Below are 23,195 nucleotides of genomic sequence, written 5' to 3' on the forward strand. Positions count from 1 at the left end.
GAACGAGAACGCGCTGCCCGCGAGGAACGAGAACGCGCCGCCCGCGATCACCCGGCGAGCAAGGCCAGCGCCGCCTCCTCGCACGCGGGATCGCCGAGCGCGAGTATCGTGCCGTCACCCCCGATCGCAAGCGGCCGCCCCTGCCAGTCACACGCCGCGCCACCGGCGCTCTCGATCACCGGCACCAGCGCCGCCCAATCCCAAAGCTTCAGATCGGCTTCCGCGATCATGTCGATCAAGCCGAGCGCGAGCAAGCCATAGCCGTAGCAATCCCCCCCCCACGAGACGCGGCGGACGGCGCCGGCGAGGCGGGCGAAGCGGGCGGCCTGGTCGGGTGAAAACATCGCGGGGCTGGTTGCGGTGAGTTCCGCCTCGGCGAGCGAAGGGCAGCGGCGACAGCCGGGCCGGCCGCCGAGCGGTCCCCGAAACCGCAGCGCCTCGCCGGCAACGCCAAGCCAGCGCTCGCCGGTGATTGGCTGGTCGATGAGGCCGAGCACCGGCCGTCCCTCCTCCAGCAGCCCGATGAGCGTGCCAAATAATGGTCGGCCGGTGATGAAAGCGCGGGTGCCATCGATCGGATCGAGCACCCAAAGGCGGCCGGCGCCTTCGCGCTCGTGCCCGAACTCCTCGCCGAGAATGCCGTCCTTGGGAAAATGCGCCGCGATCACCCGGCGCATCGCTTGCTCCGCCTCGCGGTCGGCGATGGTGACCGGGCTGTCATCATGTTTGCGCGCAACAGCGAGTGGCGCGCGGAAGCAGGGGCGAACAACCGACGCCGCGGCCGCCGCGGCGGCCTCGGCGCAGGCGATCAGACAATCTCGGTCATCCCGCGCCAAAACCCGCGGCCAAGGTCACGGCTTGCCGGGCTCGGCGGGCTTTTCGGCCGTCGCCGGCGCCTTGGTCAGGGGCGGCGCGTCCGGCGAGAGGCTGCGGAGATAGGCGACCACCGCCGCCCGCTCCTTCTCGCTCTTGATGCCGGGGAAAGCCATCCGCGTGCCAGAGACCACCTCACGCGGATTGGTGAGCCAGGCGTTGAGTTCGTCGTCATTCCAAGTGCCGCCGAGCTTTTTCAGCCCATCCGAATAATCGAACCCGGCCATGTGGGCGCGCGGCGCGCCAACGATGCCATAGAGATTGGGCCCCAGCTTAGCCGGCTCGCCTTTGCCGAAGGAGTGACAGACGACACAGAGTTTCTCGACATCGGCCTTACCGGTGGCGGGGTCGCTCGCGGCCACCAGCGCTTCGAAATCCGGCCCTTTCGGCGCTGCCGCGGCTGGCGCCGCTTCCGCTTTCGCCGCCGCCGGCTCGACCTTCGGCAACGGCTCGGGGTTTTTGGCGAGCGAGCGGAGATAGGCGATCACATCGGCGCGCTCGGCATCGTTCTTGATGCCGGCAAAGGCCATGCGCGTGCCCGGCACCAATGAGCGCGGGTCATAGAGCCAGTGGTTCAAGCCTTCGTAATCCCAGGTGCCGCCGAGCTTCTTCAGCCCGTCTGAATAGTCGAACCCGGCCATGTGGGCGCGCTTGTCGCCGAGAATGCCATAAAGATTAGGGCCGACCTTGGCCGGCTCGCCTTCGCCGAAGGAGTGACAGACGGAGCAGAGCTTTTGCGCGTCCTCCTTGCCTTTCTCGGCGCTGGCGGCGGCCATGAGGGGCGCGATCGGCGCCGGGCCTTCCTGTTTCGCCGGTGCGCTCTCGGTCGCGGCCGGCACGCCCTCGATCTTGATGGCGCTTTCCTTGAGTTCCTCGGGATGGACCAGCGCTTCGGCAACCAAGCCGGAGAGCGAATAGACGATCCCCGCGACCAGGATGGCGGCGAGACCCTTGTTGACGGCCAGACTGTCCATGCGGCGACTACCCCGATCGAGCACGTTATATCGGCGGCCCGGCCGGTCTCGTGGCGCTGGGGAAAGCCCCGCGCGTTGCAAGTCCGGCCTTGCCTACCCTAAGGTTGCGGCACCATACGGAAACCGCCCGCCCCTCGCAACCCACCCCGAAGCAAGAACTCGTCGCCAAATCATGACCGCCCGTTCGCCCCGTCCCGGTTTGTCCTACCCCCGTTCGCCCTACCCCCGTTCGCCCTACCGATGAACCCGATCGTCATCATTCCCGCCCGCCTCGCCGCGACCCGCCTTCCGGGGAAGCCGCTCGCCGATATTCATGGCCGGCCGATGCTGCTCCATGTCGCCGAACGCGCCCGGAGCGCCGCGATCGGCCCGGTGGTGATCGCCGGCGCCGACCCGGCGATCATCGCCGCCGCCGAAGCCGGCGGATTTCGAGCGATCATGACCGACCCCGCGCTTCCCTCGGGCTCTGACCGCGTGTTCGCCGCCCTCGAACGCCACGATCCCGACGGAGTGTTCGATGTCGTCGTCAATCTCCAAGGCGATTTCCCGACCATCGACCCCGCGCATCTGCGCGCCGCCCTCACCCCGCTCGCCGACCCGGCGATCGATATCGGCACTTTGGTCGCGCCGATCCGCGATGACGCCGAAGCTGCCCTGCCCTCGGTGGTGAAAGCCGCCTGCGCCTTCGCGCATGAGGCCACGGTCGCGCCGGCGCTCTATTTCTCGCGCGCCGTGATCCCGCATGGCGCGGGGCCGCGCTGGCACCATATCGGCATCTATGCGTTCCGCCGCGCGGCGCTGGCGCGGTTCGTCGCCCTGCCGGTGAGCCCGCTCGAAGCGCGCGAGACGCTCGAGCAGCTGCGCGCGCTGGAGGCGGGGATGCGCATCGGCTGCGCCCGCATCGCCGAGGGGCCGTTCGGCGTCGACACCCCCGCCGATCTCGCCCGCGCCCGCGCCCTGCTCGCCCCTGCTCGGCCAGGCGAAGGCGGCGCGGCATGATCCCCTCGAACGGCCCGATCGCGTTTCAGGGCAGGCACGGCGCCTATTCCGATCTTGCCTGCCGCACCGCTTTTCCCGGCGTCCCGACCCTCCCGTGCGACACGTTCGAAGGCGCGATGGCGGCGCTGCGCGAGGGGCGGGCCGGGCTTGCCATGCTGCCGTGTGAAAACAGCCTCGCCGGCCGCGTCCCCGACATTCATTATCTGCTCCCCGAGAGCGGCCTTGCCATCGTCGGCGAGCATTTTCAGCGCGTCGAACATTGCCTGCTCGCCCCGCCCGGCGCGCGGATCGAGGGGTTAAAGCGCGTCCATTCCCATGCCGTCGCGCTCGGGCAGGTGCGCGATTTGGTGCGCGAACTCGGTCTCACGGCGGTGATCGAGGCCGATACCGCGGGCGCTGCGGCGCAAGTCGCGGCCTGGGGTAATCCCGAGGACGCCGCCATCGCCTCGGCCCTCGCGGCCGAGATCTATGGTCTTACGATCCTCCGCCGCAATGTCGAGGATGCGAGCCACAACACCACGCGGTTTTACATCATGGCGACGACCCCGATGCCGCCGCCACCCGAGCAGGCGGACGTCATGACCACCTTCGTCTTTCGCGTCCGCAACGTCCCGGCGGCGCTGTATAAGGCGCTCGGCGGGTTCGCGACCAACGGCGTCAATATGACGCGTCTCGAAAGCTACATGCTCGGCGGCGAATTCGCGGCAACGCAATTCCTCTGCGATGTCGAGGGTCACCCCGAGCAGCCACCGCTCGCTCGCGCGCTCGAAGAACTCGCCTTCTTCTCGCGCGCGGTCTCTATCCTCGGCGTCTACCCGGCCGCGCGGCAACGTCACATGGCGCCGACGACATAGGCTTTCAGGCTATCGACCTCCTGCGCTTGTTGCGCGAGCAGCGATTTGACGACGTCGCCAATGCTGACGATGCCGATCAGCTTGCCATTCTCCATCACCGGCAGATGGCGGAAGCGGCCATCGGTCATGAGCCGCATTGCCTCTGCGACCGATAGGCCAGGCGTCGCGGAGACTGGCTGCGCGGTCATCAACTGTGCCGCCGTCATGGTGAGGGTTGCCGCGCCATGCACCGCGAGCGCGCGGACGATATCGCGCTCGCTGACGATGCCGAGGATTTGGCCGAGCGTATCCTCGACCAGAACCGCGCCGATGCCGCGCTCGGCGAGCTTCGCCACCACCTCGGCGATGGTGCTGGTCGGGCGCATGCTGGCCACGTCATGGCCCTTGGTCTTGAGAATTGCCGCGAGTGTCATGGGACCATCTCCTGTAATCGCCGGGGACGCTCGGCCCTTTTTTCCATCAGGCAAGGCATGACCGATCCGTCCGCCGAAGGGCAGCAGCATGCGCTTTTGTCAGCGTGTTTTGCAACCGGAAGGCGTGCGGCGCAACATGACCGCGCAACGGTTACATTTTAGCGTAAAATCCGTTCGAGAAGCGCCGGCACGGCCATAAAATCGGGCGCGATGGCAGCGCTGCCGGCGGCCATCTCCGGCGCGCCATAGCCCCAGGCAGCAAAAATCGCCGGCACGCCGGCGCCGCGCGCCGCCGCAATGTCATTGGCATGATCGCCGAGCATCACCGCCGCCGCTGGCGCGCCGCCCGCCGCCGCGAGGGTCGCGAGCAGATGACGCGGGTCGGGCTTGCGGGTCGGGAAACTATCGCCGCCACCGATCGCGGCGAAACGTTCCGAGAGGCCAAAGGCGGCGATCATCTCGCGGGCCGGAATTTCCGGCTTGTTGGTGCAGAGCGCGAAGCGCCAGCCGGCCTCGGCCAGCGCAGCCAGCGTCGCGACGGCGCCGGGATAAGGGGCGCAGCCGGTGATCGGATCGGCGTCGTAATCGGCGCGGAAGGCGGCGAGCGCCGCGTCATCGGTCTCGGCGCCGTAAAGGGCGAAGGCGCGGCGGAGCAGGACGGCAACGCCATCGCCGACCAGGCGGGCGATGGCGGCGGGGGCGAGCGGGGCAAAGCCGCGCGCGGCCAGGACGACGTTCAAGGCGCGCGCGATCGCCGGCAGCGAATCGATCAGCGTGCCGTCGAGATCGATGACCAGGGTCGGCGCCAAGCTCGGCATGGTCGGTAAAACTCCGTAAAATTGATTGATGGTTTGGGCTTTGACACGGTATCGGCGAAAAGGCTAGCTGATCGTCCGATGAGCGCAACCGCCGTCATTCTCGCCGCCGGCCTCGGCACCCGCATGAAATCGGCGCGGCCGAAGGCGCTGCATCCGCTTGCCGGGCGGCCGATGCTCGCCCATCTCATCGCCACTTGCGAGACGGTGTTTTCCCGCATCATCGTCGTCATCGGCCCCGAGATGGCAGCACTCGCTCGCCTTGCCGCGCCGCACCCGGTGGTGATCCAGGAAGAGCGCCGCGGCACCGGCCATGCTGCACTGATGGCCGTCCCCGCTTTCGGCGAGGGTGAGGTCGCGGTGCTCTATGCCGATAACCCGCTGATCGAGGGGGCGACGCTAGCGCGCCTCCTCGCGCGTCGCAGCGCTGGTGACGCGGCGCTGGCGCTGCTCGCCATGCGTCCGGCCGATCCTGGCCAGTACGGCCGGGTGATCACCGCCGATGGCTATGTGCAAAAGATCGTCGAATGGGCCGACGCCAATGAGGCCGAGCGCGCCGAGACGCTGTGCAATGCTGGGGTTTTCGCCGCCGATGCCGGCGATCTCCGGCGCTGGCTCGAGACGCTGACCCCAGACAACGCCAAGGGGGAACTCTATCTCACCGATATCGTCGGCCGTGCCGTCGCCGAGGGTGCGGCTGTCGCCGCGATCGAGGCGCCGGAGGCGGAATGCCGCGGCATCAATTCCCGCGCCGAACTCGCGAGCGCCGAGGCGACGCTGCAGACGCGGCTTCGCGCCGCGGCGATGGCGGCGGGGGTGACGATGGTCGCACCCGAGACCGTGTTTCTCGCCGCTGATACCATCCTCGCGCCTGATGTCACGCTCGGCCCGAACGTCGTCTTCGGCCCCGGCGTGCGGGTTGCCGCCGGCGCCGAAATCCGTGCTTTTTCCCATCTCGAGGGCTGCACGGTGGGGGAAGACGCGATCATCGGCCCGTTCGCACGCCTCCGTCCCGGCACGGTAATCGCCGCCGGCGCTCATGTCGGCAATTTCGTCGAACTCAAAGCCGCCCATCTCGGCCCTGGCGCCAAGGCCAATCATCTCACCTATCTCGGGGATGCCGAAATCGGCGCCGGGGCCAATATCGGCGCCGGCACCATCACCTGCAATTACGACGGCACCAACAAATACCGGACGGTGATCGGCGCTGGCGCCTTCATCGGCTCCGATACCGCGCTGGTCGCGCCGGTCAGCGTCGGCGCCGGCGCCATCACCGCCGCCGGCAGTGTCATCACCGAGGATGTCGCCGCCGAGGCGCTGGCGATCGCGCGCGGACGGCAGGTGACGAAGCCGGGGCGGGCGCGGCAATTGCGCGACCGGGCACAAGCGCAAAAGCGCAGTAAGGAGCAGGGCTGATGTGTGGCATCGTCGGCGTGATCGGGAGTGGTGCTGCGGCGCCGCTGCTGCTCGAAGCGCTCCAGCGCCTCGCTTATCGCGGCTATGATAGCGCCGGCATCGCGACCCTGGTCGAGGGCGTGATCCAGCGTCGCCGCGCCGAGGGCAAGCTCGCCAATCTCGCAACAGCTCTCGCCGCGTCGCCGCTCGCCGGCAGCGTCGGCATCGGCCATACCCGCTGGGCGACCCATGGCGCACCGACCGAGGCCAATGCCCATCCGCACGGCACCGAGCGCGTCGTCCTGGTCCATAACGGCATCATCGAGAACCATGCCGAGCTGCGCGCCGAACTCGAGGCCGAGGGCCAAGTGTTCGAGACCGAGACCGACACCGAAACCGTCGCACAGCTCGTCGATCTCCATCTTCGCCAGGGGCTAACGCCGATCGCCGCCGCGAGTGCCAGCCTCCGCCGCCTCCAAGGCGCCTATGCCCTGGCAATGATCTTCGCCGGCCATCCCGACCTGATCATCGCCGCCCAGCACGGCGCGCCGCTCGCCGTCGGCTTCGGCACGGCGGAGATGTATGTCGGCTCGGATGCCTTGGCGCTCGCCCCCTTCACCCGCCGCATCGCTTATCTCCGCGACGGCGACTGGACGGTGGTGACGCGCGAGGGCGCCCGCTTCTATACCGCCGCCGGCGAGGAAGTGATGCGCGAGGTCAAGCTGACCGCGCTTTCGGGTGCGGCGATCGGCAAGGGCGAGTTCCGCCATTTCATGGAAAAGGAGCTGCATGAGCACCCGGCGGTGATCGGCGACACGCTGCATCAGATGATCGACCCCGGCACCCGCCAAGCAGTGTTACCCACGCTCCCGTTCGATCTCGCCGCCCTCCCGCGCGCCGTCGTCAGCGCCTGCGGCTCGGCTTTTTATGCCGGGCTGGTCGGGCGCTATTGGCTCGAAAGCATCGCCCGTCTGCCGACCGAGGCCGATGTCGCGAGCGAGTTCCGCTATCGCGCGCCGCCGCTCGCCCCCGGCGGGCTCGGGCTTCTGGTCAGCCAGTCGGGCGAGACCGCCGATACCCTCGCGGCTTTGCGTTACATGAAAGCGGCGCAGCAACACATTGCTGCCGTGGTGAACGTGCCCGAAAGCAGCATGGCGCGCGATGCCGATGCGGTGTTCGAGACCGTCGCCGGGCCGGAAATCGGTGTTGCCAGCACCAAAGCCTTCACCGCCCAGCTTTGCGTCCTCGCCTGTTTCACGCTGGCGCTGGCGCGCGCCCGCGGCACCCTCGATCGCCAGCAGGGGCAGGCGCTGACCACCGCCCTGCTCGAAGTCCCAGGCCGCGCCGCCGAGATTCTCGACACCCACGAGTCCATCCAACGCCTCGCCGCGCGCATCGCCGAAGCCCGTGACGTGCTCTATCTCGGCCGCGGCGCCTGTTACCCGATCGCCCTCGAAGGCGCGCTGAAACTCAAGGAAATCAGCTATATCCACGCGGAAGGTTACGCTGCCGGGGAAATGAAACACGGGCCCATCGCGCTCATCGACAAATCCGTGCCGGTGATCGCGATCGCGCCATCGGGGCCGCTCTTCGAAAAAACCGCATCCAACCTTCAGGAGGCGGCGGCGCGCGGCGGGCAGATCATCGTGCTCAGTGATTCCGTCGGCGCGGCGAAGCTGAAAGGCATCGCGAGCGAAACCATCGTGCTACCCGGCGTTGACCCCTTCGTCGCGCCGATCCTCTATGCGATCCCGGTGCAGCTCCTCGCCTATCACGTCGCGGTGCTCAAAGGCACCGACGTCGATCAGCCGCGCAACCTCGCGAAATCGGTGACGGTGGAGTGACGGCGAGGGCATTTCATCATCGCGGGATGGCGCGCGAAACCGGGGCAAGGAGACGGACATGACGGAGAAAATGGGGCGGCTTGCGGGCAGGGTTGCGATCGTCACCGGCGCTGGCGGCGGTTTCGGCGAAGGGATTGCCGAGCATTATGTCGCCGAGGGGGCGCGGGTTGCGGTCGTCGACATTCGCGCTGATGCGGCGCGCGCGGTCGCCGCGCGGCTCGGCGCCGCGGCGCTTGCGATGACCGCCGATGTCGGAAGCGCCGAGGATGTCGCGCGGGTGGTGAGCGAGACGAAGGGCGCGTTCGGCACGCCGACGATCCTCGTCAACAATGCCGGCACGACGCATCGCAACCAGCCGCTCCTCGATGTGACGGAGGCGGAGTTCGACCGCGTCTATCGTGTCAATGTCAAATCGATTTTCCATTTCGTCCGCGCCGTGGTGCCGCTCATGCGCGAGGCCGGCGGCGGCGTCATCCTCAATATCGGCTCGACCGCCGGGATCCGGCCGCGGCCCGGTCTCACCTGGTACAATTCCTCAAAGGGCGCGGTCAATCTGATGTCGAAATCGCTTGCCGTCGAGCTCGCGCCCTGGAAAATCCGGGTGAACGCGATCTGTCCTGTGATGGGCGAGACCGGGCTGCTCGAAGCGTTCATGGGCATGCCGGACACGCCCGAGAACCGGGCGAAATTCCTCGCGACCATCCCGCTCGGGCGGATGTCGCGGGCGAGCGACATCGCCCATGCCGCGGTCTTCCTCGCGTCCGACGAGGCGGCGCTGATCACCGGCGTGGAATTGCCCGTCGATGGCGGGCGGACGGTCTGAACCCGACGGCGAGCACCCGCCGTTTGGTGTGACGCCGCTTAGGCGACCAGCGGCGCGCGCTCGGCGCTGACACGCGCCCAGGCGGCGGCGTCATCCTCGTCGAACAACTCCGCGAGCTTCTTCATCATCGTCCCACCCAGCTCCTCGGCATCGACGATGGTCACCGCGCGACGGTAATAGCGGGTGACGTCGTGGCCGATGCCGATCGCGGTCAATTCCACCGCCCCGGCGCGCTCGATCTCGCGGATGACCTCGCGCAGATGGCGTTCGAGATAATTGCCGGGATTGACCGAGAGCGTGCTGTCATCGACCGGCGCGCCATCGCTGATCACCATCAGGATGCGCCGGTGCTCGGGCCGGACGACGAGGCGGCGATAGGCCCAGAGCAACGCCTCGCCATCGATATTTTCCTTAAGAAGCCCCTCGCGCAGCATCAGGCCGAGATTCTTGCGGGCCCGCCGCCATGGCGCGTCGGCGGCCTTGTAGATGATGTGGCGGAGATCGTTGAGCCGGCCGGGATCACGCGGCTTGCCATCGGCGACCCAGCGCTCGCGGCTTTGCCCGCCTTTCCAAGCGCGCGTCGTGAAGCCGAGAATCTCGACCTTGACGGCGCAACGCTCGAGCGTGCGGGCGAGGATGTCGCCGCACATCGCCGCAACCGTGATCGGCCGGCCGCGCATCGAGCCGGAATTGTCGATCAAAAGCGTCACCACGGTATCGCGAAACTCGGTTTCGCGCTCGCGCTTGTAAGACAGCGATTGCAGCGGGTTGACGACGACACGGGCGAGCCGGCCGACATCGAGCATGCCTTCCTCGAGATCGAATTCCCAAGCGCGGGTCTGCTGCGCGAGCAGACGGCGTTGCAGGCGGTTGGCGAGCTTGCTGACCACGCCTTGCAGGTGCTGGAGCTGCTGGTCGAGCTGTTGGCGAAGCCGCGATAGCTCGTCTGCGTCACACAGCGCCTCGGCGGTGACTTCCTCATCGAAGGCGCGGGCATAGGCGTGATAGCCCGGCTCATGCGCCCCCGCCGGCGCGCTCGGCGGCGGGCGCATGCCACCGGGGCGCTCATCGCCTTCGGCCGCCCCGTCCTTCTCATCGGCGTCACCGGTTTCTTCCTCGCCCGCCTCCCCATCCGCGGCCTCCTCGCTCGCGCCCATGAGCTGTTCGGCCTCGCTCTCGGCATCACCGGCGGCTTGCGGCGCGTTATCCTCTGGGCCATCGGGGGACTCTGCACCCTCGCCGCCCTCCTCGCTCTCGCTCGCTTCCGGCTCGGCCTCGGCGATCGCGAGGGTCGCGAGCAATTTGCGGGCGATGCGGGCGAAGGCGGATTGATCGTCCTTGGCATCGGCGAGGGCCGCGAACGCGGCCGCGGCCTCGTCGCCGAGCCCCTCGCGCCACTCTCCGAGCGCCCTCTGCAGCGCCGCCGGCGCCGCCTGGCCGGCCATGCGTTCGCGCGCGAGCAAGGCCAGCGCTTGCGCCAGAGGCAGTTGCTCGCGCCGGCTGAGCGGCTGGCCGTCGGCGGTGACGCTCTCGAGCAGCCGCGCCTCGAGATTGGCCGCAACGCCCGCCATGTGACGGGCGCCGATGACCTCGACCCGCGCTTGTTCCAGGGCGTCGAACACCTCGCGCGCCTCGCGGCTGGCCGGGCTGCGGGCGCTGTGCAGCGCCGCATCGTGATAGCGGAGACGCACCGCGAGACTGTCGGCGGCGCCGCGCAGCTTGGCGATTTCGGCGGGGGGCAGGGCGCGCGTCGGCAACGGCAGGCGGGCCCGTTTGCCGATCAGGCCGGCGGCGCCGGGCTGATAGGCGACATCGACATCCGGCACCGCGGCGATGGCACGGAGAGCCCCGGAGGTTGCCCGTTTGAAGGCTTCGCTGCGGCTGTTATCGGGGGAGGCGCCCATCGCCGCGGCTCAAATACCCCGCCGCGGCGCAACACCCGTCGGCAGTTCGGCGTTGAAGCAGCGCTGATAATACTCAGCGACTGTGCCGCGTTCGGCCTCGTCGCATTTGTTGAGGAAGGTCAGGCGAAAAGCGAAGCCGACATCGCCGAAAATTTCGGTATTTTCCGCCCAGGTCAGCACCGTGCGCGGCGACATCACGGTCGAGATATCGCCGTTGATGAAGCCGGCGCGGGTGAGATCGGCGAGCGCCACCATGCTTTCAATGCGCGCCTTCGCCGCCCGATCCTCGGGGTCGATGCCGAGTTTCGCCATCACGATCGCGGTTTCCTGGGCGTGCGGCAGATAATTGAGGGTCGCGACGATGTTCCAGCGATCCATCTGACCCTGATTGATCTGCTGGGTGCCGTGATAGAGCCCGGTGGTGTCGCCGAGGCCGACGGTGTTCGAGGTCGAGAACAGGCGAAAGGCGCGATGCGGGCGGATCACCCGGCTTTGGTCGAGAAGGGTGAGCTTGCCCTCGACCTCGAGCACGCGCTGGATCACGAACATCACGTCGGGGCGGCCGGCGTCGTATTCGTCGAACACCAGGGCGCAGGGGTGCTGCAGCGCCCAGGGCAGGATGCCTTCGCGGAACTCGGTCACCTGCTTGCCGTCCTTGAGCACGATCGCATCCTTGCCGATGAGATCGATGCGGCTGATATGGCTATCGAGATTGATGCGGATGCAGGGCCAGTTGAGGCGCGCCGCGACCTGCTCGATATGGGTCGATTTGCCGGTGCCGTGATAGCCCTGGATCATCACCCGGCGATTGAAGGCAAAGCCCGCGAGGATGGCGAGCGTGGTCTCGCGGTCGAACTGGTAGGTGTCGTCGATATCCGGGACATGCTCGGTGCGCACCGAGAAGGCGGGCACCTCGAGGTCGATATCGACCCCGAAGAGATCGCGCGCGGCGACCTTCTGGTCGGGCATGTCGATCGCCGAGGTCGGCGTCGTGCTGCGGGCTTCGGCGAAGGCGGCAACCTTGTTCATCGGCCTCGGGATCCTATCGGTTTCATGAAAATCATTCCGCCGCCGCGAGCGTGCCCGCGGCGAGATGGCCGCGCAGCGTCGCATAGGCGTGGCTGATACGTTTGAACTGCTCGGCGGCGGCGGGATCGCCGCCATTGGCGTCGGGGTGGTGGCGTTTGGCAAGCTGTTTATAGCGTTGCTTTACGTCTTTGAGGGTGGTCGGCCAGGCGAGATCGAAGAGCGCGAGCGGGCCACGCAGTTCGGCCGGCGCCGCCGTCTCGCGTCCTTGCGCCTCACGCCGGCGGGCGCCGAGCGCGCCGAGCGGATCGCGTAGAATCTCCTCGGCGCGGCGCTCATCCCAACGTGAATTCGCCGCCGCTCCGGCCGGCGCGCCTTGGCCGAGCGGCCAGGTCGGACGCTGCCAGGAGAGATCGGCGCGCAATTCCGCCTCGATCTGCCCCGGCGACATGCCTTTGTAGTAATCCCAGGACAGATTATAGGCGCGCACATGGTCGAGGCAGAACCACCAGTATTCGCGCAAGCTGCGGCGGGATTTCGGGGCCCGGTATTCGCCTGCCGCCGGGCAACCGGCGTGATCGCAGCTCCGGCCCGGCGCGGCCGGGTCGGGCGCGTAGGCCCGGGCTCGGGAAACGCGTCTCGTCATCACCGCCTAATGTGCCACGCTGGCGGCGCTTGGCAACCACCGCTTGGCAATCGCGCCGACAAAGCCGATATGGGTGGCATGCAGACCCGCGCCGCTCGTATCGAAACCGCCCTCCGCGCCGCCTTCGCGCCCGAGACCCTCACCGTCACCGATGACAGCGCCCGCCACGCCGGCCATGCCGGGGCGCGGCCCGAGGGCGAGACGCATTACCATATCCTGATGGTCGCCGACGCGTTTCGCGGCCAATCCCGCGTCGCCCGCGCCCGCGCCGTGCATGCGGCGCTGGCGGCGGAATTTTCAAACGGACTGCACGCCTTGGCGCTGACCTTGCGGACGCCGCAAGAGCACGCAAATCCGGGTTGAGCCGGCTACATGCCGCTTCCGGCGCCAAGGCCGCCGGTGCCAGCGCCGAGGAACGGGCTCGCATGGAGCCGGCTTGCGCCGCCGGTCGCAGTCCCCTTCATCGTCGCACCAGCATAGCCGAGGCTGCCCGCCCCGCCGCCATCGACACTGCCGCCGACATGCGGACCATATTGCGCCGCATGCGAGCCAACCATCCCCATGCCACCGACGCCGGTATAGGCGGGAAGGCCGGTCATAGACGTAAAGGGCGAGACACCGCCGATACTGCCGCCATGGGCATAGCCACTCATCCCTGGGGTGCCCGGTCGCGCGAGCGCCAACGCACTCCCCGCCACCAAGAGACCGATCGCAAGCGAGCCGATTTTGATCATGTCCATTTCTCCTCGCGCCCCTTCTTCTCGCGCGTCGCGTCGCGCATCGCCTGATGCCAGTCAAGCAAAAATCACGTTACTTCGCCACCGGGCTCGCGTTGCCACCGTTTTGCGGACAATCTTTCGGCGGATGAAAATCCTTGCTTCCCGCCCATTGCCCAGCAGGATAGCAGGGCCAGTTCTTCTTGCCATACGCATCGACCTTTGCCGAGCTGCCGCCGGGCCCGCCATAGCCGGCCCAGCCTTGGTCGGTGGTATCGGTGGTGCCGAAGGGAAGATCGGTATCGCCGTGTTCCCCCGGCGCGAGCCCGCCGCCGAACTGCGCACATGCCGGCGCCGCACTCCCTAAGAGCGCCGCGAGAGCCAGCGCCGGCAGGAAGCAGACTCTGATTATTTGCATCCGGCTGGGGCGTGGAAATCGGCGCTGCCGGCCCATTGTCCGGCCGGGTAGCAAGGCCAGCTCTTCTTGCCGTAATCGCTGACCTGCATGGTGCTGCCGCCCATGCCGCCGAGGCCAGGCCCGCCCTGGACGGATGTATCGGTCGAGCCCCAGGGGATCTGCGTATCGGCGAAGCCGGCGCCGGGCTGCAGGCTGCCGCCATGCATGCCGTTGGCCGCGCTCATGCTTCCGCGCGAGCCGCCGCTTGCCGCCGCGCTGGCGCTGCCGGCGGCGCCGACCCCGGCGGCTGCACCCCCCGAGGAAGCGGCCGCCGAGCCGCCATGATGCCCGCCATGCCCGCCGCCGTGGGCCGCCAGCACAGGGCCGGCGCCGAGCGCCAAGATCGCGATCGAGGACACCAGCAATGTACGCGTCATCACACATCTCCCTAAAAATCCGGCCGTGAGGACCGGGGAATGGGGGGCGGATGGGCTTCCCGCCCAGCCATGTAACGCTTGGTTACGATTTGGGCACAGGGCGGCGATTCGCCACCCCCGATGTCCGCGAAAAAATCAATTTCCGGTGAGATCGGCCCGCCTCACGGCGTGATAGACCTACGGAATGATATATTGCTGCACCAGCAACAAAATACCGACGAGGAGCGTGAAGACCACGCTGTGGACGAAAGTGCGCGCTAAAACCACGCCTTCGCGGCCTTTCAGCGCGGTCGTCGAGACGCCGACCGCGATGTTCTGCGGTGAGATCATCTTGCCCATGACGCCGCCCGAGGAGTTCGTCGCGGCGATCAGTACCGGGTCGAGATGGAGCTGGTTCGCCGCCACCACCTGAAGATTGCCGAACAAGGCATTGCTCGCGGCATCGGTGCCGGAGAGAAACACCCCAACCCAGCCGAGAAACGGCGAAACCAGGGGAAAAAGAACCCCGAGCGAGGCAACCCCGAGCCCGAGCGTATAGGTCATACCGGAATAATTCATCAGATAGGCGAGGCCGACGATGAGGATCACGGTCAGCATCGCGAGCCAGATTTGCTGCCAAGTAGCGACGATCGCTCTCGCGAAGCCGCGCGGCCCGACCCCCATCAGCCCTGCCGCGATCACGGCGGAGAGGAGGATCGCGGTGCCGGTGCCGAGCGGTTGGAAATCCCAGATCGCCGCATAGGGCTTGTTATAGAGGGTAATGAACACCGCCTTGTGCAAACCCGGCCAGGGGATTTTCACATCGCCGATCACGAAGACCCCGAGGACGGTCCAGGCGATGACCACGACCGAGACCAGCACCCAAGGAAGCCACGCCGACCACGGGCTCAGGGTTTCGTGGCGAGCGCCGTCGCGGATGCGGCTCGCGATGGCGTAGTCGGGATCGTGCGCCGGCCGCCAGATTTTGAGGAAGCCGACGGTGACGATGAGCGAAACCAGCGAGGACAGCACGTCGGTCAGGGCATAATTGACGTAATTGGAGACGACGAACTGGGTGAGGGCGAAACTGCCGCCAGCGATGAGCAGCATCGGCCAGACCGCGGCGAGCGAACGCCGCCCGCCATAAAGCGCGACAACGTAAAACGGCAAGATGAAGGAAAAGACCGGCAATTGCCGTCCGACCGCCTGTCCGAGCACGACGGTGGGGAGATTGGTCACCGCGCCGAGCACGGTGATCGGGACGCCAAATCCGCCGAAGGCGACCGGGGTCGTGTTGAAAATGAGCGTATAGGTGAGCGCCTCGAGCGGCCGGAAGCCGACCATGATGAGGAGCGAACTGGTGATCGCAACCGGCGTCCCGCCGCCGGCGATGCCTTCGAGCAGGGCGCCGAAGCAGAACGCGACCACCACCAGAACACTCCGGCGATCATCGGGGAGATGCACCAGGATCCAGTCGCGAAACGCATCGATGCGCCCGGCGGCGGCGGCGAGATGATAAAGCAAAAGCGCGTTGACGACGATCCAGATCACCGGAAGCAACGCGAAAGCGGCGCCGTTGGTGACCGCGGCGAACGCGAGGCCGGCGGGGAAACGCCAGACGCCGAGCGCGATGGCGAGGCCGACGATGAGCCCGGCGAGGGAAGCTTGCCAAGCGGGGCGCTGCGCGATGCCGAGCAACACCAGCACGATGACGATCGGCAAGGCGGCGATGACGAAAGAGAGCGGCAGATTCCCCGCCACCGGCGTCAAGGGCTGGTTGAACATGGACGACATCCCCCCGGACAAGATTTTTGCGTTTTTATCGCGTCAGCGGCGTCCCATCATTTATTTATTTCGTCGTCGTAAGAAAATCCTCTTCGTTGCGTGTCGTGATATCCGATTAGGCGGCGATGCGGCCGCCAGGGCCGCGGCCTCCGGGGGACGCCGCTCGTCCCCCGGAAGCCGGGTCTGCTCGTCTCAAGGCGTCGGGATGATCCCGGGGATGATATATTGCTGCACCAGCACCAGCAGGCCGAGCAAGATCGTCATGATGATGCTGTGGATGAAGGTGCGGGCGAAGACCACCCCCTCCTGGCCCTTGAGTTCAGTGGTCGAAACCCCGGTCGCGATGTTCTGCGGCGAGATCATCTTGCCCATGACGCCGCCCGAGGAATTGGTCGCGGCGATCAGCACCGGGTTGAGCTGAAGCTGGTTCGCCGCCACCACCTGAAGATTGCCGAACAGGGCGTTACCCGAGGTGTCGCTCCCCGAGAGGAACACCGCGACCCAGCCGAGAAATGGCGAGACCAGCGGGAACAGGATACCGAGCGAGGCAACCCCGAGGCCGAGCGTATAAGTCATGCCGGAATAATTCATCAAGAAGGCGAGGCCGACGATGAGGGCGACGGTCAGGATGGCGATCCTGGTCTGGCGCCAGGTATCGCCGATCGCCTTGAGGAAGCCAGCGGGCCCGACCCCCATCAGCGCCGCCGCGATCACGGCGGCGAGCAGGATCGCGGTGCCGGTGCCGAGCGGCTGGAAATCCCAGATCGCGGCATAGGGCGTCTTATAGAGGGTGATGAACACCGCCTTGTGCAAACCCGGCCAGGCGATTTTCGTATCGCCGATCAGGAAGATTTTCAGGATCGTCCAGACGATCACCACGACCGAGACCAGCACCCAAGGGAGCCAGGCCGACCACGGGCTCAGCGTCTCGTGGCGGGCGCCCTCGCGGATGTCACTGGCAACGGCGTAAGCGGGATCATGCGCCGGCCGCCAGAGTTTGAGGAAGCTGACGGTGATGATGAGCGAAACCAGCGAGGACAGCACGTCGGTCAGGGCATAATTGACGTAATTGGAGACGACGAACTGGGTGAGGGCGAAACTGCCGCCAGCGATGAGCAGCATCGGCCAGACCGCGGCGAGCGAGCGCCGCCCGCCATAAAGCGCCATGACGTAGAAGGGCAGCATGAAGGCGAAGAACGGCAATTGCCGCCCGACCATCTGCCCGAGCGGCAACGCCGGCAGGTGCGTCACCGCGCCGAGCACGGTGATGGGAACGCCGAGCGCGCCGAAGGCAACCGGCGCGGTGTTGAAAATCAGCGTATAGGTGAGCGCCTCGAGTGGCCTGAAGCCGACCATGATCAGGAGGGAAGAGGTGATCGCGACCGGGGTTCCGAACCCGGCGATGCCTTCGAGCAGGGCGCCGAAACAAAACGCCACCACCACCAGGATGACCCGGCGGTCATTGGGGAGATGCTCTAAGACCCAATCGCGGAACGCATCGAAGCGCCCGGCGGCCACCGCGATATTATAGAGCAGAAGGGCGGTGAAGACGATCCACATCACCGGCCAGACGGCAAAGACGATACCGTTAGCGACCGAATCGAAGGCTAGTCCGGCCGGCATTTGCCAGACCCCGATCGCGATGACGAGGCCAACGATCAGCCCGGCGAGCGAGGATTGCCACGCCGGACGCTGCGCGACGCCGAGCAGCGCGAGTACGACGGCGATCGGCAAGGCCGCGATCACGAAGGAAAGCGGCAAACTTCCCGCCACCGGCGTCAATAGCTGGTTGAACATTGATACCTTCCTCCCAGAGATAGAATTCTCGCTATTCTCTAGAGGGTTGCCTTCGTCTTGTCACGCGGGCGGGCAAATCCCGCCATTTCGTCTTGTGGTTGCGTCTCGGGTAGGGTTTTCTCCGCGCCGGCAGCACTACGCCGCTGGCGCCGTGGCGCCATGCGGCGGAACATACATGGTGCCGCGACTGCGCGCCATCGCCGTCCGCAGCGCGTCAGTGACCGGAGAGGCGGCCGTCGGCCGGCCATCATAGTCGATCCAGCAATTGCGTTCGTAATCATAGAGCTTGCAGCGGCGCAGCATGTCGTTGAGCCAGGCGAAGGAAAAACGCTGATAGACGATCAGCTCGGACGACACGTCATTCAGCCGCCGCTGCGCCGCGTAAAGCTGATGATAGGGGATGCGCGGCATCACGTGATGCACCGGATGCTCGCAAATGAAGTGGACCAGAAAGGAGAACCAATAGGGGAAGGCGAGATGGAGCGAGATCTGCTCCATCGGCACGGTGTCCTTGCGGTCGACGGCGCCGTCAAACCAGGGAATGTCGGGGTGGGTGTGGTGGACCAGGACGGAGAAGGCAAACAGCGTCTGCCAGACATAGAACGGCAGCGCGAAGCCGAGGATGAGGGCGGTTGCGGTGCCGGTCGAGGAATAGAGCGGCGCGCAGGCGAGCAAAGCCAGAAATCCGCTGAGATAGACCACGAGCAGCGCGAAATACCACCAGGCCGAGGCCATGAAGCGCGCCGGCAGCAAGGATGCGCGCGGGAAGAACCGCACCACCCACCAGCGTTCGATGATGTAATAGGGCGCAAAGCCCAGCCCGAACGGCATGCGATAGAGACGTTCGCGCCAGCGGCGAAAACGCGGCAGGGCGTCGTATTCCGCTTTCGAGAGGGGAGTCCATGAATCCCGGTGGCGGCCATTGTTGAACGGGTGGTGGACTTGATGATGATCATAAATCCAGAGCTGATAATTATAGAGGCCGGGAAGAAAGGCCAGAACGCCGACCAGGCGGTTCTGCCATCGGCGGCGGAAAAGATTGCCGTGCGCCGCGTCATGGCCGAGTGTGCCGAGATTGGCGATCTTGATGCCGGCGACGAGGCTGCAAAGAATTTTCGCGGCGAGCCAGGGCGCGAACAGCACGCCGGCGATGGCCGCGCCGTAACACGCATAATCGATCAGGAAATCGGCGAGCGCCCGCCCCGGGGCGAGGGCGAGATAGGGGGCGAGCGCGCGGCGGACATGTTCGCGCGGGACCGGAGCCGGCTCGGTTTCAGCGGTCGCGGATCGGCTCGTCATGCCATTACTCCTTCAGCACGCGCCGTCATGCCGCGGCCGCGTGCCACCGCCGCCCGCCGCGCGGCGCTGAGCGGAGAGGCGGCCGTCGGCCGGCCCTCGAAATCGAGCCAGCGATTGCGCTCGTAATCATAGAGCTTGCAGCGGCGCAGCATGTCGTTGAGCCAGGCGAAGGAAAAATCCTGACGCACGGAATCGTGCGGGGCGATCTCTTTTAAATGGTGCTGAGCGGCCCAGAGCCGATGATAGGGGATGCGCGGCATCACGTGATGCACGGGATGCTCGTAAACGAAATGGACAAAAAGGGCGAACCAATAGGGAAAGGCGAGATGGAGCGAGATCTGTTCCATCGGCACGGCGTTTTTGCGGTCGATCGGGCCGTTGAACCAGGGAATGTCGGGGTGGGTGTGGTTGACCAGGGAGGAGAAGGAAAACAGCGTCTGCCAGACATAGAACGGCAGCGCGAAACCGAGGATGAGGGCGGTTGCGGTGCCGGTCGAGGAATAGAGCGGCGCGCAGGCGAGCAAAGCCAGAAATCCGCCGAGATAGACCACGAGAAGCGCGAAATACCACCAGGCCGAGGCCATGAAGCGCGCCGGCAGAAAGGATGCGCGCGGGAAGAACCGCATGACCCACCAACGTTCGATGATGTAATAGGGCGCAAAGCCCAGCCCGAACGGCATGCGATAGAGATGCTCGCGCCAGCGGCGAAAACGCGGCAGGGCATCATATTCCGCTTTCGAGAACGGCTTCCAAGCATCCCAATGCTCGCCGTTCGTCACGATGTGGTGGATGTTGTGATGATCGTAAAGCCAGAGGCGGAAATTATAGAGGCCGGGAAGAAAGGCCAGAACGCCGACCAGGCGGTTCTGCCATCGGCGGCGGAAAAGATTGCCGTGCGCCGCGTCATGGCCGAGTGTGCCGAGATTGGCGATCTTGATGCCGGCGACGAGGCTGCAAAGAATTTTCGCAGCGAGCCAGGGCGCGAACAGCACGCCGGCGATGGCCGCGACGTAACATGCATAATCGATCAGGAAATCGGCGAGCGCCCGCCCTGGGGCAAGGGCGAGATAGGGGGCGAGCGCGCGACGGACATGTTCGCGCGGGACCGGAGCCGGCTCGGTTTCGGCGGTCGCGGATCGGCTCGTCATGGCCGTTACTCCTTAGGCGTGCAGATGCCCCGCGGATCACTATTTCGACGAGAGTCCTGTCATGAGTTTAGGGGACGGCGTCATGATCCGCAAGCCGGCGGCCGCCGCGTTGCAGAGAGCGCGGTGAGCGATTACTTCTCCGGTGAAGCCGTCTGGTCCGCCGGGCGGCAACAGCGAGAGCGAGAGCCATGCGCGTTGTGATCGATCATCGGCGGGGCGGCGCGGTTGCGGCGCCGGGCCCGCGCCATCCCGAGAAAGCCCACCGGCCGGATAACCCGATCGCGCGCAAACCCGCCTGGATCCGGGTCAAGGCGCCGACCCATCCGGTCTATCACGAAACCCGCGCGCTGCTCGCGGAAAACCGCTTGCACACGGTGTGCGAGGAGGCCGCTTGCCCGAATATCGGGGAATGCTGGTCGGTCCGCCATGCGACGATGATGATCATGGGCGATACCTGCACCCGCGCCTGCGGTTTCTGTAATGTCCGCACCGGCCAGCCGGCGCCGCTCGATGGCGATGAGCCGGCGCGCGTCGCGGACGCGGTTGCGCGGCTCGGTCTGCGTCATGTCGTTATCACGTCCGTCGATCGTGACGATCTCGCCGATGGCGGTGCCGCGCATTTCGCCGTCGTCATCGAGGCCGTTCGCGCCCGCGCCGCCGGCACCACGATCGAGGTGCTGACCCCCGATTTCCTGCGCAAGGGCGAGGCCTGGCGGCAGGTCGCGCAAGCGCGCCCCGACGTCTTCAACCATAATCTCGAAACCGTCCCCAGGCTCTACCCCGCGATCCGTCCCGGGGCACGCTATTACCAGTCACTCCGCCTGCTCGACCAGGTCAAGGCACATGATCCGGCGATATTCACCAAATCCGGCCTGATGCTGGGCTTGGGCGAAAGCCGCGCCGAGGTGATGCAGGTGATGGATGATCTGCGCATCGCCGGGGTCGATTTCCTGACCCTCGGCCAATATCTGCAGCCGACCGTCAAGCATGCCGCGGTCGAGCGCTTCGTCCCACCCGAGGAATTCGCAGACTACGCGGCGCTCGCCCGCGCCCGCGGTTTCGCCATGGTCGCCGCCTCGCCGCTGACAAGGAGTTCCTATCACGCCGACGCCGATTTCGCCGCCCTCCGCGCCGCGCGCAGCGCAGGCTGCGCGGCCTAGCGATGCCGACCCATGCCGAGCGCCGGGTGGTTGGCTATCGGCCGGAGCAGCTTTTCGATCTCGTCGCCGATATCGGCAAATATCCCGAATTTCTGCCCTGGTGCATCGGCGCCCGGGTGCGGGCCCAGAGTGACGCCGAGGTGGTCGCCGATCTCACCATCGGCTTCGGCCCGTTTCGCGAAAGTTTTACCAGCCGCGTCGCGCTTGAGCGACCCACGCTCATCCGCGTGCGGTATGAAAACGGCCCCTTCCGCTATCTCAACAATCAGTGGCGTTTCGCGCCCGACCCGAGGGGAACACATGTCGATTTCTTCGTCGATTTCGAATTCCGTTCGCGGATTCTGCAGGCCGCCATCGGCGTCGTGTTCAATGAGGCGGTGCGGCGCATGGTGAACGCGTTCCTCAAGCGCGCGGGTGAGGTCTATGGCCCGCCGGCGCGGCAAAACCCGGCCTCGCCGCTCGTCACCGCGGCGAAACCCTGATGGCGCTCGCCCCGCCTTTGCCCGATCCGGCTTTGCCGCCGGTCAGGGTGAACCTGTTTTCAGACACCCAATCGCGCCCGACGGCGGCGATGCGGGCGGCGATGGCAGCGGCCGAGGTTGGTGACGAGCAGCGCGGCGAGGATCCGACGATCAACGCCCTTTGCGCCCGCATGGCGGCGCTTTTGGGCAAGGAAGCGGCGATGTTCCTGCCCTCGGGCACGATGTGCAACGAGATCGCTATTCTCACCCATTGCCGCCCTGGCGACGAAATTCTCGCCCACGAGATGTCCCATATCGCGACCAGCGAGGGCGGCGCCCCCTGGGCGCTCGCCGGGGCGCGGGTTGTCGGCCTTCCCGGCGCGCGCGGCATGTTCGATGCCGCCACCCTGGAGGCGGCGCTGACGCCACGTGGCTATCGCTATGCCGCGCCACAGACTTTGCTCGCCGTCGAACAGACCGCGAATTTCGGCGGCGGCAGTGTCTGGCCGCAAGCCGCGCTGGCGGCGGTCGCCGACCTCGCCCATCGCCACGGCTTGAAAACCCACATGGACGGGGCGCGGCTTCTGAATGCGGTGGTGGCGAGCGGCATTGCGGCCGCCGACATGGCGGCGCCGTTCGATAGCGTCTGGCTCGATTTCACAAAGGGGTTGGGCGCGCCGATCGGTGCCGTTCTCGCGGGCGATGCGGCGTTCATCGACGCTGCCTGGCGTTGGAAGCAGCGACTCGGCGGCGCCTTCCGCCAGGGCGGCATCGCTGCCGCCGGCTGTCTTCATGCGCTCGATCACCATGTCGCGCGGCTTGCCGAGGACCATGCCAATGCTGCCCGCCTTGCCGAGGGGCTAGCGACGATTCCGGGTCTCGCGGTGGAAAGGCCGGAGACTAATCTGGTGTTTTTCGAACTCACCAACGGTCTTCCGATCGAGACGCTGGCGGCACGACTGCACGCCCGCGGCGTCCTCATCAGCGTCTTCGGGCGCGGTCGCGGGCGGGCCGGGTTGCATCTCGACGTCACGCGCGCGGACGTCGAGTTCGCGATCGAATCATTTCGCATAGCAGTTGAGGCCGGCTAAGGGCTTGACCGCAGGCGGGCGGAATGATTAGCGGTTGCGGGCCGGCGCATCGTGCCGGGCAACTTAGATTCGTCGCGAGCGACACCAAGGAGAATAAGTATGAAGCGTTTCGTGGTTGCGTTGGCCGCCGTCCTGCTCCTCGCCGGACCGGCCTTCGCGCAGGGTGACCAGAAGGCTCAGGGCACCGAGGGTCAGACCGACCAGAAGGCTCCGAATGAGCATCACAAGATGAAGAAATCCGCGCACAAGAAGTCGACCAAGAAGGCCGCTCCGGCGGCGAACGCCGCGCCGGCGCCGGCGGCGGGTGGCGCGACGCAGAACTGATCACGCCGCAAGGCCATCGGCGCAACGCCACAGCG

General features: G+C 66.6%; 24 protein-coding genes. 10 read left to right on the top strand and 14 right to left on the bottom strand.

What is annotated here, in order from left to right; translation table 11 throughout:
- Positions 1–47: 47 nt before the first annotated feature.
- Together hisN and ACP5M5_RS08875 are read right to left on the bottom strand one after the other, a co-directional pair.
- Positions 48–836, bottom strand: a complete 789-nt coding sequence (gene hisN, locus ACP5M5_RS08870; protein ID WP_427936765.1) for a histidinol-phosphatase — start codon at positions 834–836, stop codon at positions 48–50.
- A gap of 15 nt (positions 837–851) precedes the next feature.
- Positions 852–1,847 (bottom strand): c-type cytochrome, encoded by a 996-nt coding sequence (locus ACP5M5_RS08875; RefSeq protein WP_427936766.1) that lies wholly within the window; start codon positions 1,845–1,847, stop codon positions 852–854.
- A 240-nt stretch (positions 1,848–2,087) separates the two neighbouring features.
- Between ACP5M5_RS08875 and ACP5M5_RS08880 the strand changes: the two genes are divergently transcribed.
- A complete protein-coding gene (locus ACP5M5_RS08880; protein WP_427936767.1) occupies positions 2,088–2,846 on the top strand; it encodes a 3-deoxy-manno-octulosonate cytidylyltransferase in 759 nt (252 codons plus the stop codon).
- On the top strand, positions 2,843–3,700 hold the full coding sequence (locus ACP5M5_RS08885) for a prephenate dehydratase (RefSeq protein WP_427936768.1): 858 nt from the start codon (positions 2,843–2,845) through the stop codon (positions 3,698–3,700). The genes ACP5M5_RS08880 and ACP5M5_RS08885 overlap by 4 nt, the downstream gene beginning before the upstream one ends.
- On the opposite strand, the gene ACP5M5_RS08890 is transcribed toward ACP5M5_RS08885, so the two are convergent.
- Positions 3,679–4,113: a CBS domain-containing protein gene (locus tag ACP5M5_RS08890; RefSeq protein WP_427936769.1), complete on the bottom strand. Its 435-nt coding sequence runs from the start codon at positions 4,111–4,113 to the stop codon at positions 3,679–3,681. The genes ACP5M5_RS08885 and ACP5M5_RS08890 overlap by 22 nt on opposite strands.
- A gap of 158 nt (positions 4,114–4,271) precedes the next feature.
- Entirely contained in the window at positions 4,272–4,931 is a 660-nt protein-coding gene (locus ACP5M5_RS08895; protein WP_427936770.1) for an HAD-IA family hydrolase, read from the bottom strand.
- Between the two features lie 78 nt (positions 4,932–5,009).
- On the opposite strand from ACP5M5_RS08895, the gene glmU reads away from it, so the two are divergent.
- From glmU to ACP5M5_RS08910, 3 genes are read left to right on the top strand one after another with little or no spacing between them, the layout of a single operon-like run.
- Positions 5,010–6,344 (top strand): bifunctional UDP-N-acetylglucosamine diphosphorylase/glucosamine-1-phosphate N-acetyltransferase GlmU, encoded by a 1,335-nt coding sequence (glmU, locus tag ACP5M5_RS08900; RefSeq protein ID WP_427936771.1) that lies wholly within the window; start codon positions 5,010–5,012, stop codon positions 6,342–6,344.
- Complete coding sequence (gene glmS / locus ACP5M5_RS08905; protein ID WP_427936772.1) at positions 6,344–8,167, top strand: glutamine--fructose-6-phosphate transaminase (isomerizing); 1,824 nt, start codon at positions 6,344–6,346, stop codon at positions 8,165–8,167. The genes glmU and glmS overlap by 1 nt, the downstream gene beginning before the upstream one ends.
- Before the next feature lie 58 nt (positions 8,168–8,225).
- Positions 8,226–8,990, top strand: a complete 765-nt coding sequence (locus ACP5M5_RS08910; protein ID WP_427936773.1) for a glucose 1-dehydrogenase — start codon at positions 8,226–8,228, stop codon at positions 8,988–8,990.
- A 38-nt stretch (positions 8,991–9,028) separates the two neighbouring features.
- On the opposite strand, the gene cobT is transcribed toward ACP5M5_RS08910, so the two are convergent.
- The 3 genes from cobT to ACP5M5_RS08925 are packed head-to-tail and all read right to left on the bottom strand — an operon-like array spanning position 9,029 to position 12,566.
- Entirely contained in the window at positions 9,029–10,894 is a 1,866-nt protein-coding gene (gene cobT / locus ACP5M5_RS08915) for a cobaltochelatase subunit CobT (protein ID WP_427936774.1), read from the bottom strand.
- A 9-nt stretch (positions 10,895–10,903) separates the two neighbouring features.
- Complete coding sequence (gene cobS, locus ACP5M5_RS08920) at positions 10,904–11,923, bottom strand: cobaltochelatase subunit CobS (protein ID WP_427936775.1); 1,020 nt, start codon at positions 11,921–11,923, stop codon at positions 10,904–10,906.
- A gap of 31 nt (positions 11,924–11,954) precedes the next feature.
- Entirely contained in the window at positions 11,955–12,566 is a 612-nt protein-coding gene (locus ACP5M5_RS08925; protein WP_427936776.1) for a J domain-containing protein, read from the bottom strand.
- Positions 12,567–12,644: 78 nt separating this feature from the next.
- Here ACP5M5_RS08925 and ACP5M5_RS08930 point away from each other — a divergent pair, with 78 nt between their 5' ends.
- The gene (locus tag ACP5M5_RS08930) at positions 12,645–12,929 is read left to right on the top strand and encodes a BolA family protein (protein ID WP_427936777.1); all 285 of its coding nucleotides are present in this window, start codon (positions 12,645–12,647) and stop codon (positions 12,927–12,929) included.
- A 5-nt stretch (positions 12,930–12,934) separates the two neighbouring features.
- On the opposite strand, the gene ACP5M5_RS08935 is transcribed toward ACP5M5_RS08930, so the two are convergent.
- The 7 genes from ACP5M5_RS08935 to ACP5M5_RS08965 all read right to left on the bottom strand — a co-directional run bounded on the left by ACP5M5_RS08935 (position 12,935) and on the right by ACP5M5_RS08965 (position 20,124).
- Complete coding sequence (locus ACP5M5_RS08935) at positions 12,935–13,300, bottom strand: hypothetical protein (RefSeq protein WP_427936778.1); 366 nt, start codon at positions 13,298–13,300, stop codon at positions 12,935–12,937.
- A 76-nt stretch (positions 13,301–13,376) separates the two neighbouring features.
- Complete coding sequence (locus ACP5M5_RS08940; RefSeq protein WP_427936779.1) at positions 13,377–13,700, bottom strand: hypothetical protein; 324 nt, start codon at positions 13,698–13,700, stop codon at positions 13,377–13,379.
- Positions 13,691–14,116, bottom strand: coding sequence for a hypothetical protein (locus tag ACP5M5_RS08945; RefSeq protein WP_427936780.1), 426 nt, complete (start codon positions 14,114–14,116; stop codon positions 13,691–13,693). The genes ACP5M5_RS08940 and ACP5M5_RS08945 overlap by 10 nt, the downstream gene beginning before the upstream one ends.
- A gap of 177 nt (positions 14,117–14,293) precedes the next feature.
- Positions 14,294–15,880 (bottom strand): L-lactate permease, encoded by a 1,587-nt coding sequence (locus ACP5M5_RS08950; protein ID WP_427936781.1) that lies wholly within the window; start codon positions 15,878–15,880, stop codon positions 14,294–14,296.
- A gap of 192 nt (positions 15,881–16,072) precedes the next feature.
- Entirely contained in the window at positions 16,073–17,677 is a 1,605-nt protein-coding gene (locus ACP5M5_RS08955; protein WP_427936782.1) for an L-lactate permease, read from the bottom strand.
- Positions 17,678–17,812: 135 nt separating this feature from the next.
- Complete coding sequence (locus tag ACP5M5_RS08960) at positions 17,813–18,976, bottom strand: fatty acid desaturase family protein (RefSeq protein WP_427936783.1); 1,164 nt, start codon at positions 18,974–18,976, stop codon at positions 17,813–17,815.
- Entirely contained in the window at positions 18,973–20,124 is a 1,152-nt protein-coding gene (locus ACP5M5_RS08965; protein ID WP_427936784.1) for a fatty acid desaturase family protein, read from the bottom strand. Before ACP5M5_RS08965 ends, ACP5M5_RS08960 begins: the two co-directional genes overlap by 4 nt.
- Before the next feature lie 188 nt (positions 20,125–20,312).
- On the opposite strand from ACP5M5_RS08965, the gene lipA reads away from it, so the two are divergent.
- The 4 genes from lipA to ACP5M5_RS08985 all read left to right on the top strand — a co-directional run bounded on the left by lipA (position 20,313) and on the right by ACP5M5_RS08985 (position 23,160).
- Positions 20,313–21,284: a lipoyl synthase gene (gene lipA, locus ACP5M5_RS08970; RefSeq protein WP_427936785.1), complete on the top strand. Its 972-nt coding sequence runs from the start codon at positions 20,313–20,315 to the stop codon at positions 21,282–21,284.
- A gap of 2 nt (positions 21,285–21,286) precedes the next feature.
- Positions 21,287–21,766, top strand: a complete 480-nt coding sequence (locus ACP5M5_RS08975; protein WP_427936786.1) for a type II toxin-antitoxin system RatA family toxin — start codon at positions 21,287–21,289, stop codon at positions 21,764–21,766.
- Complete coding sequence (locus ACP5M5_RS08980; protein ID WP_427936787.1) at positions 21,766–22,836, top strand: threonine aldolase family protein; 1,071 nt, start codon at positions 21,766–21,768, stop codon at positions 22,834–22,836. Before ACP5M5_RS08975 ends, ACP5M5_RS08980 begins: the two co-directional genes overlap by 1 nt.
- A 99-nt stretch (positions 22,837–22,935) precedes the next feature.
- Positions 22,936–23,160 carry a hypothetical protein gene (locus tag ACP5M5_RS08985; RefSeq protein WP_427936788.1) on the top strand — a complete coding sequence of 75 codons (225 nt, stop codon included), beginning with the start codon at positions 22,936–22,938 and terminating at the stop codon, positions 23,158–23,160.
- The last annotated feature ends 35 nt before the right edge of the window (positions 23,161–23,195 follow it).

It is taken from the genome of Acidibrevibacterium sp. (assembly GCF_049965395.1).
Classification (GTDB): domain Bacteria; phylum Pseudomonadota; class Alphaproteobacteria; order Acetobacterales; family Acetobacteraceae; genus Acidibrevibacterium; species Acidibrevibacterium fodinaquatile.

Bases quoted from the DNA above. Each gene is read 5' to 3' on its own strand.
- cobS (WP_427936775.1), bottom strand. From the start codon at position 11,923: ATGAACAAGGTTGCCGCCTTCGCCGAAGCCCGCAGCACGACGCCGACC.
- ACP5M5_RS08890 (WP_427936769.1), bottom strand. From the start codon at position 4,113: ATGACACTCGCGGCAATTCTCAAGACCAAGGGCCATGACGTGGCCAGC.
- ACP5M5_RS08895 (WP_427936770.1), bottom strand. From the start codon at position 4,931: ATGCCGAGCTTGGCGCCGACCCTGGTCATCGATCTCGACGGCACGCTG.
- lipA (WP_427936785.1), top strand. From the start codon at position 20,313: ATGCGCGTTGTGATCGATCATCGGCGGGGCGGCGCGGTTGCGGCGCCG.
- ACP5M5_RS08960 (WP_427936783.1), bottom strand. From the start codon at position 18,976: ATGACGAGCCGATCCGCGACCGCTGAAACCGAGCCGGCTCCGGTCCCG.
- ACP5M5_RS08880 (WP_427936767.1), top strand. From the start codon at position 2,088: ATGAACCCGATCGTCATCATTCCCGCCCGCCTCGCCGCGACCCGCCTT.
- ACP5M5_RS08875 (WP_427936766.1), bottom strand. From the start codon at position 1,847: ATGGACAGTCTGGCCGTCAACAAGGGTCTCGCCGCCATCCTGGTCGCG.
- glmU (WP_427936771.1), top strand. From the start codon at position 5,010: ATGAGCGCAACCGCCGTCATTCTCGCCGCCGGCCTCGGCACCCGCATG.
- ACP5M5_RS08975 (WP_427936786.1), top strand. From the start codon at position 21,287: ATGCCGACCCATGCCGAGCGCCGGGTGGTTGGCTATCGGCCGGAGCAG.
- ACP5M5_RS08925 (WP_427936776.1), bottom strand. From the start codon at position 12,566: ATGACGAGACGCGTTTCCCGAGCCCGGGCCTACGCGCCCGACCCGGCC.
- ACP5M5_RS08945 (WP_427936780.1), bottom strand. From the start codon at position 14,116: ATGACGCGTACATTGCTGGTGTCCTCGATCGCGATCTTGGCGCTCGGC.
- ACP5M5_RS08940 (WP_427936779.1), bottom strand. From the start codon at position 13,700: ATGCAAATAATCAGAGTCTGCTTCCTGCCGGCGCTGGCTCTCGCGGCG.
- ACP5M5_RS08955 (WP_427936782.1), bottom strand. From the start codon at position 17,677: ATGTTCAACCAGCTATTGACGCCGGTGGCGGGAAGTTTGCCGCTTTCC.
- ACP5M5_RS08885 (WP_427936768.1), top strand. From the start codon at position 2,843: ATGATCCCCTCGAACGGCCCGATCGCGTTTCAGGGCAGGCACGGCGCC.
- ACP5M5_RS08935 (WP_427936778.1), bottom strand. From the start codon at position 13,300: ATGATCAAAATCGGCTCGCTTGCGATCGGTCTCTTGGTGGCGGGGAGT.
- ACP5M5_RS08910 (WP_427936773.1), top strand. From the start codon at position 8,226: ATGACGGAGAAAATGGGGCGGCTTGCGGGCAGGGTTGCGATCGTCACC.
- ACP5M5_RS08950 (WP_427936781.1), bottom strand. From the start codon at position 15,880: ATGTTCAACCAGCCCTTGACGCCGGTGGCGGGGAATCTGCCGCTCTCT.
- glmS (WP_427936772.1), top strand. From the start codon at position 6,344: ATGTGTGGCATCGTCGGCGTGATCGGGAGTGGTGCTGCGGCGCCGCTG.
- cobT (WP_427936774.1), bottom strand. From the start codon at position 10,894: ATGGGCGCCTCCCCCGATAACAGCCGCAGCGAAGCCTTCAAACGGGCA.
- ACP5M5_RS08980 (WP_427936787.1), top strand. From the start codon at position 21,766: ATGGCGCTCGCCCCGCCTTTGCCCGATCCGGCTTTGCCGCCGGTCAGG.
- ACP5M5_RS08930 (WP_427936777.1), top strand. From the start codon at position 12,645: ATGCAGACCCGCGCCGCTCGTATCGAAACCGCCCTCCGCGCCGCCTTC.
- ACP5M5_RS08965 (WP_427936784.1), bottom strand. From the start codon at position 20,124: ATGACGAGCCGATCCGCGACCGCCGAAACCGAGCCGGCTCCGGTCCCG.
- ACP5M5_RS08985 (WP_427936788.1), top strand. From the start codon at position 22,936: ATGAAGCGTTTCGTGGTTGCGTTGGCCGCCGTCCTGCTCCTCGCCGGA.